17 protein-coding genes are annotated in these 13,767 nt (G+C 58.2%); 1 reads left to right on the top strand and 16 read right to left on the bottom strand.

Features of this window, described 5'->3' with window-relative positions:
- Positions 1–49 precede the first annotated feature (49 nt).
- The 16 genes from mgtE to rpsL all read right to left on the bottom strand — a co-directional run bounded on the left by mgtE (position 50) and on the right by rpsL (position 12,395).
- Positions 50–1,399 (bottom strand): magnesium transporter, encoded by a 1,350-nt coding sequence (gene mgtE / locus QP995_RS05850; RefSeq protein ID WP_070866443.1) that lies wholly within the window; start codon positions 1,397–1,399, stop codon positions 50–52.
- A gap of 201 nt (positions 1,400–1,600) precedes the next feature.
- Positions 1,601–1,879 (bottom strand): 30S ribosomal protein S17, encoded by a 279-nt coding sequence (rpsQ, locus tag QP995_RS05845; protein ID WP_042388398.1) that lies wholly within the window; start codon positions 1,877–1,879, stop codon positions 1,601–1,603.
- A complete protein-coding gene (rpmC, locus tag QP995_RS05840; RefSeq protein WP_005509851.1) occupies positions 1,876–2,112 on the bottom strand; it encodes a 50S ribosomal protein L29 in 237 nt (78 codons plus the stop codon). The genes rpsQ and rpmC overlap by 4 nt, the downstream gene beginning before the upstream one ends.
- Entirely contained in the window at positions 2,112–2,528 is a 417-nt protein-coding gene (rplP, locus tag QP995_RS05835; RefSeq protein ID WP_016422059.1) for a 50S ribosomal protein L16, read from the bottom strand. Before rplP ends, rpmC begins: the two co-directional genes overlap by 1 nt.
- A gap of 3 nt (positions 2,529–2,531) precedes the next feature.
- Positions 2,532–3,272: a 30S ribosomal protein S3 gene (gene rpsC, locus QP995_RS05830; protein WP_016422058.1), complete on the bottom strand. Its 741-nt coding sequence runs from the start codon at positions 3,270–3,272 to the stop codon at positions 2,532–2,534.
- On the bottom strand, positions 3,272–3,634 hold the full coding sequence (gene rplV / locus QP995_RS05825) for a 50S ribosomal protein L22 (protein WP_005509775.1): 363 nt from the start codon (positions 3,632–3,634) through the stop codon (positions 3,272–3,274). The genes rpsC and rplV overlap by 1 nt, the downstream gene beginning before the upstream one ends.
- A gap of 3 nt (positions 3,635–3,637) precedes the next feature.
- Positions 3,638–3,916, bottom strand: a complete 279-nt coding sequence (rpsS, locus tag QP995_RS05820; RefSeq protein WP_005509882.1) for a 30S ribosomal protein S19 — start codon at positions 3,914–3,916, stop codon at positions 3,638–3,640.
- Positions 3,917–3,930: 14 nt separating this feature from the next.
- The gene (gene rplB, locus QP995_RS05815) at positions 3,931–4,773 is read right to left on the bottom strand and encodes a 50S ribosomal protein L2 (RefSeq protein WP_016422056.1); all 843 of its coding nucleotides are present in this window, start codon (positions 4,771–4,773) and stop codon (positions 3,931–3,933) included.
- A gap of 37 nt (positions 4,774–4,810) precedes the next feature.
- A complete protein-coding gene (gene rplW, locus QP995_RS05810) occupies positions 4,811–5,116 on the bottom strand; it encodes a 50S ribosomal protein L23 (protein WP_005509869.1) in 306 nt (101 codons plus the stop codon).
- The gene (rplD, locus tag QP995_RS05805) at positions 5,116–5,763 is read right to left on the bottom strand and encodes a 50S ribosomal protein L4 (protein ID WP_016422055.1); all 648 of its coding nucleotides are present in this window, start codon (positions 5,761–5,763) and stop codon (positions 5,116–5,118) included. The genes rplW and rplD overlap by 1 nt, the downstream gene beginning before the upstream one ends.
- Positions 5,760–6,416 (bottom strand): 50S ribosomal protein L3, encoded by a 657-nt coding sequence (gene rplC / locus QP995_RS05800; protein ID WP_005509762.1) that lies wholly within the window; start codon positions 6,414–6,416, stop codon positions 5,760–5,762. The genes rplD and rplC overlap by 4 nt, the downstream gene beginning before the upstream one ends.
- 31 nt (positions 6,417–6,447) lie before the next feature.
- On the bottom strand, positions 6,448–6,753 hold the full coding sequence (rpsJ, locus tag QP995_RS05795; protein WP_003938093.1) for a 30S ribosomal protein S10: 306 nt from the start codon (positions 6,751–6,753) through the stop codon (positions 6,448–6,450).
- Positions 6,754–7,424: 671 nt separating this feature from the next.
- Positions 7,425–8,615 (bottom strand): elongation factor Tu, encoded by a 1,191-nt coding sequence (gene tuf, locus QP995_RS05790; protein WP_016422054.1) that lies wholly within the window; start codon positions 8,613–8,615, stop codon positions 7,425–7,427.
- Positions 8,616–9,117: 502 nt separating this feature from the next.
- A complete protein-coding gene (gene fusA / locus QP995_RS05785; RefSeq protein WP_284853016.1) occupies positions 9,118–11,250 on the bottom strand; it encodes an elongation factor G in 2,133 nt (710 codons plus the stop codon).
- Positions 11,251–11,549: 299 nt separating this feature from the next.
- On the bottom strand, positions 11,550–12,020 hold the full coding sequence (gene rpsG / locus QP995_RS05780; RefSeq protein WP_016422052.1) for a 30S ribosomal protein S7: 471 nt from the start codon (positions 12,018–12,020) through the stop codon (positions 11,550–11,552).
- A gap of 3 nt (positions 12,021–12,023) precedes the next feature.
- The gene (gene rpsL, locus QP995_RS05775) at positions 12,024–12,395 is read right to left on the bottom strand and encodes a 30S ribosomal protein S12 (RefSeq protein WP_005509887.1); all 372 of its coding nucleotides are present in this window, start codon (positions 12,393–12,395) and stop codon (positions 12,024–12,026) included.
- A gap of 542 nt (positions 12,396–12,937) precedes the next feature.
- On the opposite strand from rpsL, the gene QP995_RS05770 reads away from it, so the two are divergent.
- Positions 12,938–13,585 (top strand): SDR family oxidoreductase, encoded by a 648-nt coding sequence (locus tag QP995_RS05770; protein ID WP_049190607.1) that lies wholly within the window; start codon positions 12,938–12,940, stop codon positions 13,583–13,585.
- Positions 13,586–13,767 lie beyond the last annotated feature (182 nt).

Genomic DNA, 13,767 nt, shown 5'->3' with positions numbered 1-13,767 from the left:
GCGCAGTTGGTCTCTTTTCTATACCGCCGACGTCCCCTGCGCGACGGGACTAGATTCCCAATACTGACTTAGCGATCAGGAAGTAGATGATCAGACCGGAGGCATCGACGAGAGTTGTAATGAACGGGTTAGCGAAGACGGCTGGGTCAATGCCGAACTTCTTACCAATCAGCGGCATGATGCCACCGACAGTTGCCGCGAGAGTACAAATACCCAGCAGCGTCAGACCAATCACTAGGCCGATGTCCCAGCCGTAAACCAAGCCAGCCAATAGCAGGCCGAGAGTACCAAGCAATAAACCGAGGAAGGCACCGACTCTCACCTCGCGGAGAATGACTTTGAATATATCGCGGGGTTGGACATCCCCCAGCGCCAACGCACGCGTAATCGTGGTTGCTGCCTGGTTACCGGTATTGCCACCTGTACCGATCAGCAGCGGCACAAATACCGAGAGAACCACCATCTGAGAAAGAGTCTCTTCGAAAGTTTCCAGGACTTGCACGGTCAATGTTGCACCGATAGCAAGCACGAGCAGCCACACCACACGAGAGCGAACAATCTCGAAAATGGGCGTCGCGAGATAGGGCAAGCGCAGAGGCTCAGAACCGGAAATACGAGCTTGGTCCTCGGAGTCTGCCTCTTCCAGAATCCGGAGGGCGTCGTCGACCGTGAGCAGACCGATAACACGCTGCTCGCTGTCGACAATCGGCAGAGCTAGGCGCTTACGATCAGCGCACATGCGGGCTACCTTCTCTTCGGATTCGGTCGCCTCTGCGTAATCGGCCTTCCGCAAAATCGCCGCAACATGGATATCACTGCTGGCGCGCATCAGTTCACGAAGGCTAACCACGCCCACCAGCCGACGGTTCCGGTTCGACACCGGCAGCGTGTAGATGGATTCGGCATCATCCAGATGCTTGTAGACGGTCTCCAGAGCCTCCCCCACCGTCATATAGTCGTGAAGCGACACCAGCTCCGGGCTCATGCGACGCCCAATGGAACCGTCGGGGTAGCCGAGGACGATGTTGGTCAGCTCTCGCTCATCATCCGGCAGATCGGCAAGCAGTTTTGCAGCGACAGACGCAGGAAGCTCGTCGAGCAGCTCTGCTCGATCGTCCGGTTCCATCTCCGCGAAAACTGCGGTGACTTCAGGATCACGGAGACTGTCAATCAGGTGCGCCTGCAGAGCCGAGTTCAGCTCATCGAAGGTTTCAACCGCCGTGTCTTTCGGCAGTGTGCGGTAGAACAGCGCACGTTCCCCATGGCTGAGGCGGCGCATCTTTCGAGCGGCAGCCTTGGGCTCAATATCAGTTAAGAGCCGCGACAGCGTAGCCACGTCATGTGAGCGAAGCGCGGACTCGAGATCTCGATCATCAATCCTGGTCACGTCAGTAGTCACCGAACTTCTCCCCTCACAAAGCACAAATCCTGGCCAATGCTATCAGAGATAAAAACCCATCAAACCTGGACTGAGAGGACTAGAAATACGAAGGAACATGGCTTTCTAAAAAAACAAAACCCCGCCACAGAAAACACTTTCGTGTTTCCCGCGGCGGGGTTCTCGTCGTAAAGCCCAAGCTGATTGCTCAGCTGACGGGTCTTACTTAGCCTTCTCGATGATCTCGATCAGGCGGTAGTGCTTGTCCTTGGAGAGCGGACGGCACTCTTCGATGCGGACGCGGTCGCCCACGCCAGCCTCTTCGTTCTCGTCGTGCGCCTTGACCTTAGAGTTCGTGCGCATGATCTTGCCGTACAGGGCGTGCTGCTTGCGGTCCTCGAGCTCGACGACGATGGTCTTCTGCATCTTGTCGGACACGACGTAACCGGTGCGCACCTTGCGTGCGCCAGCCTCGGTGGTGTTCATGTTTTCCTCACTCATGCTGCATCACCATCGGTTGGTGCAGCAGACAGGCCGAGCTCGCGCTCACGCATAACGGTGTAAATGCGAGCAATATCCTTGCGGACAGTGCGGAGACGGCGGTTGTTGGTCAGCTGACCGGTAGCGCTCTGGAAACGGAGGTTGAACAGCTCCTCCTTAGACTCCTTGAGCTTGGCAACCAGGTCATCGTTATCCAGCGAGCGAAGCTCGTGGGCGGGAATGCCGTTCGACATCAGTACTGATCCTCCTTCCGAACGATTCGGGTCTTAATCGGCAGCTTAGCGCCTGCGCGCTTCAGTGCCTCGACAGCAGTTGCCTCGTCCGGGTAGGACATCTCGAACATGATGCGACCCGGCTTGACGTTTGCTACCCACTTCTCGACCGGGCCCTTACCGGAACCCATACGAACACCCAGTGGCTTCTGGGTCAGCGGACGGTCCGGGAAAATCTGGATCCAGACCTTACCACCACGCTTGACGTGGCGGTTGATAGCAATACGCGCTGCCTCAATCTGACGGTTGGTGATGTAGGCCGGCTCGAGAGCCTGGAGACCGTAGTCACCGAAAGTCACCTTGTTGCCGCCCTTGGACATACCAGAACGGGTCGGGCGGTGCTGGCGACGGAACTTAACGCGCTTCGGGATGAGCATGAATTAGCCCTCCTTCTTCTCAGATGCACGCTGACGACGCTTGCCACCACGACGCGGACGGTCGTTGCCGCGACGCTGGCGGTCGTTGCCGGCGTTGATCTCGGACTCGCGACGGCCACCGATCACGTCACCCTTGTAGATCCACACCTTGACGCCAATGCGGCCGAAGGTGGTGTGAGCCTCGTGGGTGCCGTAGTCGATCTCCGCACGCAGGGTGTGCAGCGGAACGCGACCCTCGTGGTAGCGCTCGGTGCGGCCCATCTCGGCACCGCCGAGACGACCGGAGCAGACAACCTTGATGCCCTTGACGTGCGGCTGACGCATTGCAGACTGGATAGCCTTGCGCATTGCACGACGGAAAGCGACACGGTTGGCGAGCTGCTCAGCGATGGACTGAGCGACCAGCTTCGCATCCGCGTCAATGTTCTTGACCTCGAGGATGTTCAGCTGAACCTGCTTGCCGGTGAGCTTCTCGAGCTGGCCGCGGATGCGGTCAGCCTCGGAGCCACGACGACCGATAACAATGCCCGGGCGTGCCGTGTGGATGTCCACACGCACGCGGTCACGGGTGCGCTCGATAACGACATCGGAGATGCCGGCGCGCTCAAGACCGGTGGACAGCAGATCGCGGATCTTGATGTCCTCGGCCAGGTAGTCAGCGTACTGCTTGTCGGCGTACCAGCGGGACTTCCAGTCGCTGGAAATACCGAGGCGAAGACCGTGTGGATGGATCTTCTGTCCCACTATCGGTCACCTTCCTTCTGGCTCTCGACGACCACGGTGATGTGGCTGGTGCGCTTGCGGACGTGGAAAGCACGGCCCTGCGCACGCGGGCGGAAGCGCTTCATGGTCGGTCCCTCGTTGGCGTAAGCCTCGGAGATGACCAGAGTACGACGGTCCAGGCCGAAGTTGTTCTCAGCGTTTGCAGCTGCAGACGCAACAACCTTGGCGACCGGATCAGCAGCACCCTGCGGAGCGTACTCCAGGATGTTCAGTGCCTCGTCGACGGACTTACCGCGAACGGTGTCCAGGACGCGACGTGCCTTCATCGGAGTAACGCGGACGAAGCGCGCAGTTGCGCGTGCAGAAGTAATGTCGTTGCTCATGGCTTATCGACGTCCCTTCTTGTCATCCTTGACGTGACCCTTGAAGGTCTTGGTCGGGGCGAATTCGCCCAGCTTGTGGCCGACCATAGAGTCATCCACGAACACCGGCACGTGCTTGCGACCGTCGTGAACGGCGAAGGTGTGGCCGATGAAATCGGGGAGAATCGTGGAGCGGCGAGACCAGGTCTTAATGACCTGCTTGGTGCCCTTCTCGTTCTGTGCATCGACCTTCGCGAGGAGGTGCTCATCGACGAACGGGCCCTTCTTAAGGCTGCGTGGCATTCTCAGTTCCCTCCTTAGCGCTTCTTATTCTTGTTGGTACGACGGCGACGAACGATCAGCTGGTCGCTTGGACGGTTCGGCTTACGGGTGCGGCCTTCCTTCTGGCCCCACGGGGAAACCGGGTGGCGACCACCGGAGGTCTTACCCTCACCACCACCGTGCGGGTGGTCGACCGGGTTCATGACAACACCGCGGACAGTCGGGCGCCAGCCCTTCCAGCGCATACGGCCGGCCTTGCCCCAACGGATGTTGATCTGATCCTGGTTTCCGACCTCACCGACGGTTGCACGGCAACGTGCGTCGACGCGACGGATCTCAGAGGACGGCATACGCAGAACTGCGTACTTGCCTTCCTTACCGAGAAGCTGAATAGAAGCACCAGCAGAACGTGCCAGCTGTGCACCAGCGCCTGGCTTGAGCTCCACGCAGTGAATAGTGGAACCGGTCGGGATGTTGCGCAGCGGCAGGTTGTTACCAACCTTGATGTCGGCATTAGCGCCGGACTCAACGATGGCACCCTGCTTCAGGTTCTTCGGAGCGATGATGTAGCGCTTCTCACCGTCTGCATAGTGCAGCAGTGCGATGTTGGCGGTACGGTTCGGGTCGTACTCGATGTGAGCGACCTTTGCCGGAATGCCGTCCTTGTCATTACGACGGAAGTCGATGACACGGTACTGGCGCTTGTGTCCGCCACCCTTGTGGCGAGTGGTGATGTGACCGTGAACGTTACGGCCACCAGTCTTCGACAGCGGGCGCAGCAGAGACTTCTCAGGAGTCGAGCGAGTAATCTCGCTGAACTCGGAGACGGAGCTCTGGCGGCGACCCGGCGTAGTCGGCTTGTACTTACGAATAGCCATACTTTTGCTCTTCCTTAACTTCCTCGTCGGCTAGCGGCTAAGCTGCCGAACCGCCGAAGATGTCGATGGGATCGCTGCCGGCCGCGAGAGTCACGTAGGCGCGCTTGGTGTTCTTGCGCTTGCCGTAGCCGGTGCGGGAACGCTTGCGCTTGCCCTCACGGTTGAGGGTGTTGACGGAAGCGACCTTGGCACCGAAAATCTCCTGGACCGCGATCTTGATCTGGGTCTTGTTAGCGTCGGTGTGGACCAGGAACGTGTAAACGCCCTGCTCCATGAGTCCGTAGGACTTCTCAGACACTACCGGTGCAACAATGATGTCGCGGGGATCTGCGATGGTAGCCATTACTTCTCCTCCTTACCGGCGGTGCGAGTGATGAAGTCATTGAGTGCCTGAACGGCGAAGATGACGTCATCGGCCTTCAGAACATCGTAGGTGTTCAGCTGATCCTCAGACAGGATGTGGACACCTGGCAGGTTACGAACCGACTTCCACGAGTTGACGTCCTCGCGCGGCAGAACGACGAGCACGTTGCGGCGCTCAGTCAGACGCTCGACAAAAGTACGAGCTGCCTTGGTGGACGGGGTCTGGCCTGGGACCAGTTCCTCGACAACGTGGATGCGGTCGTGGCGAGCACGGTCAGAGAGTGCGCCGCGCAGAGCAGCTGCAATCATCTTCTTCGGGGTGCGCTGGCTGTAATCGCGAGGCACCGGGCCGTGGACAACGCCACCGCCGGTCCAGTGCGGAGCACGGATCGAACCCTGACGAGCGCGACCGGTACCCTTCTGGCGCCACGGCTTGCGGCCACCGCCGCGAACCTCACCGCGGGTCTTGACCTTGTGGGTGCCCTGGCGAGCTGCTGCACGCTGCGCGACAACAACCTGGTGCATCAGGGCGATGGACACCTCCGCGTCGAACACGGAAGCAGGAAGCTCAACCGAACCGTTCACGCCGCCTTCAGCGGTGTGTACGTCTAGCTTGAGGTTGGTCATGCGTGAGCACCACCCTTCGTGGCAGTCTTAACAACCAGCAGGCCGCCGCGTGCACCCGGAACTGCGCCCTTGATGAGCAGCAGGTTCGCGTCAGCGTCAACCTTCTGGATCTTCAGGTTCTGGGTCGTGACCCGGTCGTTACCCATGCGGCCTGCCATGCGCTTGCCCTTGAAGACGCGTCCTGGCGTGGCGCAAGCGCCAATGCCACCAACACGACGGTGAGCAGCCTGGTTACCGTGAGCGGCACCCTGGCCAGCAAAGCCGTGGCGCTTCATACCACCGGCGAAGCCGTGGCCCTTAGAGGTACCAGTGACGTCGACGTACTCAATTTCGCCGAAAATGTCGACACCAACGGACTGGCCGACCTCGTAAGAGGAAGCGTCCGGGGTGCGAATCTCAACGCTGTGGCGACGCGGGGTCACACCGGCCTTCTTGAAGTGGCCGGCCTCCGGCTTGTTGACCTTACGCGGGTCAATTTCGCCGTATGCAATCTGGACGGCGTCGTAGCCGTCGGTTTCCTTAGTGCGCACCTGAGTCACTACGCACGGCCCAGCCTCAACGACGGTAACCGGAACAACGCGGTTCTCCTCGTCGAAGATCTGAGTCATACCGAGCTTCGTGCCCAGGATGCCCTTGATCTCGTTTTCACTCATTTATCTTGTCTCCGCTACCAAAAGTCCAGGATCACTGAATGTTCACATCGACACTTGCCGGAAGGTCAATGCGCATAAGTGCATCGACGGTCTTCGGCGTTGGATCGAGAATGTCGATCAGACGCTTGTGAGTGCGCATCTCGAAGTGCTCGCGCGAGTCCTTGTACTTGTGCGGCGAACGGATAACGCAGTAAACGTTCTTTTCGGTTGGCAACGGCACCGGGCCAACGACGCGTGCACCCGTACGGGTAACGGTCTCCACGATCTTTCGCGCAGAAGCGTCGATAGCCTCGTGGTCGTAGGCCTTGAGCCTGATGCGGATCTTCTGTCCGGCCACGCTTGTCCTCTCCTCGGTCGGCGCGCCCCAATTAAAGGGGCGTCGACCCTGTCAATGTTTCTCGACGCCGTCAGCAACTATGGCCAGCGCCAGAAATTAAAACTGGGTTGTGCATTACTTCAAAGCGATTTCGTCTTCGATCGTCATGGCAAATTAACTTATGGCCATGACCCGAGCGGACGAATAACGCCTTGCACTCAAATCCCAGTGGAAAACAAGTCCCCCTCGTGGGGCTCTTCATTTGCCTACTGCCGCTGTTAATTTGCCATGCCACCTCCGACCCCCGCGGTCGGGCGTGTCGCCCGTTTTTCTCCGTGAGGCACGATCGGGAAGAAACTTCCCTACGTGGTCATGCTCGCCTTACCATAGGCGCTATGTCCAATTTCGTACTGGTTCCCAGCTGGGCCTGATACAACAATTGGCGCGAACGCCTTTGTTAAAGCAACCTCCGTATTAAAGCACGTCCGGGCTACGAATGTAAAATCACGATTCCAAAGTGCAACGTACATCACACCCATTACGGCACAGTCGGCTTGACGACGGCTATTGCGTCGCCCCCACCCCGTCTAGTGTCGGGTATGTACAGATACAAAAAATCCCGACTTCCGCTTACGCGGAGTCGGGATTCTTCTAAGACTTAAGTTAAAGCACTTCCCCTATGGGGAGAAACCTTACTTAACGATCTTGGTAACGCGGCCAGCGCCGACGGTGCGGCCACCCTCGCGGATAGCGAAGCGCAGGCCCTCGTCCATTGCGACCGGCTGGATCAGCTTGACAGACATGTCAACGTTGTCGCCCGGCATGACCATCTCGACACCTTCCGGCAGGGAAACGACGCCGGTGACGTCGGTGGTGCGGAAGTAGAACTGCGGACGGTAGTTGTCGAAGAACGGGGTGTGACGGCCGCCCTCATCCTTAGACAGGATGTAGACGGAACCCTCGAACTCGGTGTGCGGGGTGTAAGCGCCCGGCTTAGCAACGATCTGACCGCGCTCGATGTCCTCACGCTTGGTACCGCGGAGCAGCAGACCACAGTTGTCGCCAGCCTCAGCGGAATCCAGCAGCTTGCGGAACATCTCGATACCGGTAACGGTGGTCTTCTGGGACTTCTCCTTGATGCCCAGAATCTCGACCTCGTCGTTAACGTTCAGAACGCCGCGCTCAACACGACCGGTAGCAACGGTGCCGCGACCGGTAATGGTGAAGATGTCCTCAATCGGCATCAGGAACGGCTTGTCGGTCTCGCGAACCGGATCCGGGATGTTCTCGTCGCAAGCTTCCATCAGCTCGACGATGGAGTTGACCCACTTCTCTTCGCCCTCAAGAGCCTTCAGAGCGGAGATGTGGACGATCGGAGCTTCCTCGTCGTAGTCCTGCTCAGCCAGCAGCTCGCGGACCTCCATCTCGACGAGCTCGATGATCTCTTCGTCGTCGACCATGTCGCACTTGTTCAGCGCAACGAGGATGTACGGAACGCCAACCTGGCGAGCCAGCAGAACGTGCTCGCGAGTCTGCGGCATCGGGCCGTCAGTAGCAGCGACAACCAGGATTGCGCCGTCCATCTGAGCAGCACCGGTAATCATGTTCTTGATGTAGTCGGCGTGGCCCGGGGCATCGACGTGAGCGTAGTGGCGCTTCTCCGTCTGGTACTCAACGTGGGAAACGTTGATGGTAATGCCACGTTCCTTCTCTTCCGGTGCCTTATCGATGGCATCGTAAGCGAACGACTCGTTCAGGTCCGGGAACTTGTCAGCCAGAACCTTGGTGATAGCGGCGGTAGTGGTGGTCTTACCGTGGTCAACGTGACCAATGGTACCGATGTTGACGTGCGGCTTCGTACGCTCGAACTTCGCCTTTGCCACTTTTAGTCCTCCTGGAGGTCTAGGTGGCCACGACTCTCGCAGCCACAATTTTGTGGTCACTCAATCCGCCTTCACAACATCAGAAGCCTTCAAGCTGTTCGCTTACGACTTCGGAACGTGCGCGCGCAAAAGAGCACTATTCTTTCACTGTGCCAGTTACTCGATACTAGGGCAGGATACTGGAGTTTTCCAAACCAGACCAACCCCCTAGTTAAGGGTGGGTAACGGCCAGCAACTCACATCGTCATTTACCTGCATAAATGCTAGATATTTGAGTTGCGATTTAAAATCGCCCAACGATATGAATTGCGAGCAGCTACCCCCTAGAGCTTGCCTGTGCTAACACACGCCAACAGTCTGACGATGTCTTAGCACAGTCAAAGCTAGAGGGAATCTACTAAAGCTGCAGACCCTCGCACTGCGTTCCCTAAAAAGAGCGACACTGCAGTGCGTGCAGGGATGGGGTCAGCTCTGATTGAGTGCCCCACCCTGCCGGCGCGATTTAAGCGCCGGTACGAGCTGCAATGATCTCCTCGGCCACGGAGGACGGAACCTCAGCGTAGGAGTCGAAAATCATGGTGTAGTTAGCGCGACCCTGGGTCTTGGAGCGCAGGTCACCAACGTAGCCGAACATCTCGGACAGCGGAACCAGAGCCTTGACAGCCTTGACGCCGGTGCGGTCTTCCATGGAGTTGACCTGGCCACGACGGGAGTTGATGTCGCCGATAACTTCGCCCATGTACTCTTCCGGAGTAATGACCTCAACGGCCATCATCGGCTCGAGCAGGACCGGCTTAGCCTTCTGAACAGCTTCCTTCATAGCCTGCTGACCAGCGATCTTGAAGGCCATTTCAGAGGAGTCAACTTCGTGGTAAGCACCATCGAGCAGGGTTGCCTTGATGTTCACCAGCGGGTAGCCAGCGAGGGTACCGTACTGCATTGCGTCCTGAATACCAGCGTCGACAGACGGGATGTATTCCTTCGGAACACGACCACCAGTGACCTCGTTGACAAACTTGTAAGTGGTGGACTCGCCTTCTTCCACCTCTTCAGCGGACGGGGAGTACGGCTCCAGAGCAATGATGACGCGGGCGAACTGACCCGAACCACCGGTCTGCTTCTTGTGGGTGTACTCGAACTTCTCGACCGGCTTGCGGATGGTCTCGCGGTAAGCAACCTGCGGGTTACCGATGTTTGCTTCGACCTTGAACTCGCGCTTCATGCGGTCAACCAGGACGTCGAGGTGGAGCTCGCCCATACCGCCGATAACGGTCTGGCCGGTTTCCTCATCCAGGTGAACGGTGAAGGTCGGGTCCTCTTCAGCCAGACGCTGAATAGCGGTACCCAGCTTCTCCTGGTCAGCCTTGGACTTTGGCTCAATAGCAACGGAGATAACCGGATCCGGGAAGGACATGGACTCCAGAACGATCGGAGCATCCTGTGCACACAGGGTGTCACCGGTGGTGGTGTCCTTCAGACCAATGAAGGCGTAGATGTTACCTGCCACTGCCTCGTCAACAGGGTTCTCCTTGTTGGCGTGCATCTGGAACAGCTTACCGACGCGCTCCTTCTTGTCCTTGGTGGAGTTCAGGACCTGCTGGCCAGGCTCCACACGACCGGAGTAAACGCGGACGAAGGTCAGCTTGCCGAAGAACGGGTGAGCAGCAATCTTGAATGCGAGAGCGGAGAACGGCTCATCCTTAGACGGCTTACGGACCATATCGACGTCCTCGTCGCCCATCTGGTGGCCGTGAACCTCACCGATGTCCAGCGGATTCGGCAGGAAGTCAATGACAGCGTCGAGCAGCGGCTCAACACCCTTGTTCTTGTACGCGGTACCACAGTAGACCGGGTAGACCTCAGAGTTGATAACCATCTTGCGGATGGCGCCCTTGATCTCGTCCATGGTCAGCTCTTCGCCACCGAAGTACTTCTCCATGAGCTCCTCGTCGGACTCAGCGACGGTCTCAATGAGCTTCTCACGGTACTCGTTAGCCTTGTCGACCATGTCCGCCGGAATCTCCTCGACCTGCGCAGGAGTGCCGATCTCAACCTTGCCCGGCCACATGAGGGCCTTCATCTCCAGCAGGTCAACAACGCCGTCGAAGTCATCCTCAGCGCCAATCGGCAGCTGCATAACCAACGGCTTAGCACCGAGGCGGTCAACGATGGTGCCAACGGTGTAGTAGAAGTCAGCGCCCAGCTTGTCCATCTTGTTGACGAAGCAAATACGCGGGACATCGTACTTCTGAGCCTGACGCCAAACCTGCTCAGACTGCGGCTCGACACCTTCCTTACCGTCGAAGACTGCGACGGCACCGTCGAGCACACGCAGGGAACGCTCAACCTCAACGGTGAAGTCGACGTGGCCCGGGGTATCGATGATGTTGATCTGGTTGTCGTTCCAGAAACAGGTCACAGCAGCGGAGGTAATGGTGATACCGCGCTCCTTCTCCTGCTCCATCCAGTCGGTGGTAGCGCCACCATCGTGAGTCTCGCCGACCTTGCGGTTAATACCCGTGTAGTACAGGATGCGCTCAGTCGTAGTCGTCTTACCAGCATCGATGTGCGCCATGATGCCGATGTTGCGGACCTTGTGGAGGTCCTTCTTAACGGGAAGTGCACCTTCAGCCACTTGATTCCCCACTCGTTTCAAATCGGTTTGGCGGTGAGACTCAATTACGGGATTGCAATTGGCCGTCAAATCCGCCGTCGGTCGGGTTTGCTTTATCTATAATGCCACCGTCTTGGCGCGAAGTCGCGCCGTGACGTACACCTATTGCGTAAATTCTACGCAAGACATCGGGTGTAAGCGCCGGGCTGGCCCCTATTGAGTGACCCTTAAAGATCTGTGGACCGCGACCGACGCGCGCCGTTGACATACCGGCAGCTGCTCTACGACGGTGACCACTCGCGGCCTCCGTCGATAAGCGATTACCAGCGGTAGTGAGCGAATGCGCGGTTTGCTTCCGCCATCTTGTGAGTGTCCTCACGACGCTTGACGGATGCACCCAGGCCGTTGGATGCATCGAGAATCTCGTTAGCGAGACGCTCGGTCATGGTGTTCTCACGGCGCTGACGGGAGAACATCAGCAGCCAGCGCAGTGCCAGCGTGGTGCCACGGCCCGGACGAACCTCGACCGGGACCTGGTAGGTGGCGCCACCAACACGGCGGGAACGAACCTCAAGAGCCGGCTTGACGTTCTCGATTGCGCGCTTCAGAGTCAGCACCGGATCAGTACCGGTCTTCTCTTCGCACAGCTCAAGTGCACCGTAGACGATGCGCTCTGCAGTCGACTTCTTACCGTCGATCAGAACCTTGTTGACCAGCTGCGACACCAGAGGGGAGCCGTAGACCGGGTCGTTGACGACAGGACGCTTCTGTACTGGGCCCTTACGTGGCATGGCTTACTTCTCCTTCTTTGCGCCGTAGCGGGAACGAGCCTGCTTGCGGTCCTTGACACCCTGGGTGTCGAGGGAACCACGGACGATCTTGTAGCGGACACCCGGGAGGTCCTTAACACGACCACCGCGAACGAGCACCATGGAGTGCTCCTGCAGGTTGTGGCCCTCACCCGGAATGTAAGCCGAAACCTCGATACCAGAGGTCAGACGAACACGAGCGACCTTACGAAGAGCCGAGTTCGGCTTCTTCGGGGTGGTGGTGTAAACACGGGTGCAAACGCCGCGGCGCTGAGGGGAACCCTTCAGAGCTGCGGTTGCAACCTTAGCCTTCTTGTCATGGCGGCCCTTGCGGACCAGCTGCTGAATAGTGGGCATGAAGCCTCTTTCTGTTTTCAATCCTCGCTGGACATTCTCACGACCGATGCCAACCGCAGCGGAGTAACCACCTTCCGTGTGAATGCATCACAAGAAAAGTTATTACTCATCCAGTGGTGAGCCCATCGGTTGAACGCAAGAAATGGAGGGATTTTGAACGTGCGAAACCCAGTCAGCCGCTCTCGCTGGCCTACTGGGTAATGTCTCAAGTTCCCAATTCTTTTCTGGGATCGTTGTATAACAGTACGCGAGCTGCGGGTTTAGTCCAAACACCCTGGTAATGGCCTATAAATTTCAAGCACTTTGAGCGCTTGTGGGCTTGGTGATCAAATTTTTGGGTGTTCAGCACGGCGCGCCTCGCCCCAAAAGACGCAGACGTTACTATGCCGGTTTGAATTGATAACTCGGCCAATTCTGCCGTCCGTTCGGTTTGCCCATAGTACTGTCCTGCATCAGCGCTGGAGAAACTTAATCGCCATGTTCACCACAGGCGAATGCCTTCTTCATTGCCAGCAGTGTACTGGCAGCGTATAGGTGGGGACATGTCTAAAAAGGTTATTGTCATTGGCGGCCACGGCAAGGTGGCCCAAATCGCTACTCCCCTACTTATCGACGATGGCTACGAGGTCACGTCTGTTATACGCAACCCCGACCAGGTTCCGGATATCGAGGCTCTCGGCGCCACACCAGCCGTTTACGACATCGCCAGTCTCTCGACCGAACAGTTTGCGGACCTTCTCAGCGCGCACGACGCTGTGATTTGGTCCGCCGGCGCTGGTGGAGGTTCACCAGAACGGACGTACGCGATCGACCGCGACGCAGCTATTACTTCGATTGCCGCAGCCGAGCAGGCTGGCGTTAAGCGCTACGTGATGGTCTCTTACTTTGGTGCGGGCCACGACCATGGCGTTCCAGAGGATCACAGCTTCTTTGCCTATGCCGAGTCCAAGGCTGCAGCCGACGAAGCGCTGCGCGCTTCAAACCTGGAATGGACCATTCTCGGCCCGAGTGCGCTCACGCTCAACGAGGGCCAGGATTCCATCGACACCACGGCGGACAAGGCAGGCGAGGTCGCTCGCGCGACCGTTGCCAATGTCATCGCGCAGGCCGTGTTCAACGAGGCTACCGTTGGTCGCATGATTAACTTCAACGAGGGCAACACCCCGATTGCAGAGGCTCTCAAGATGTAGAGGAGGGAGGCCGGGACGGACCCCTAGCCCTCCCTCCCTCCCCTGCCTCTGCCTCTGTTCCTATCGCCTTTCTTCAGTCTCCAGCCGAGTTTTCCAGTTGGGTTTCCTCGACAAAGAAAAATCCTCCGGCACGACCGTGACGAACTAGCAATCCGCTAGTAAGCCACAACTGTGCCGGAGGA

Origin of the sequence: Corynebacterium sp. MSK032, from assembly GCF_030232065.1 — a bacterium.
In the GTDB taxonomy this organism is placed as follows: Bacteria; Actinomycetota; Actinomycetes; order Mycobacteriales; family Mycobacteriaceae; genus Corynebacterium; species Corynebacterium jeikeium_D.
This window is presented reverse-complemented; position numbering and strand designations above follow the sequence as displayed.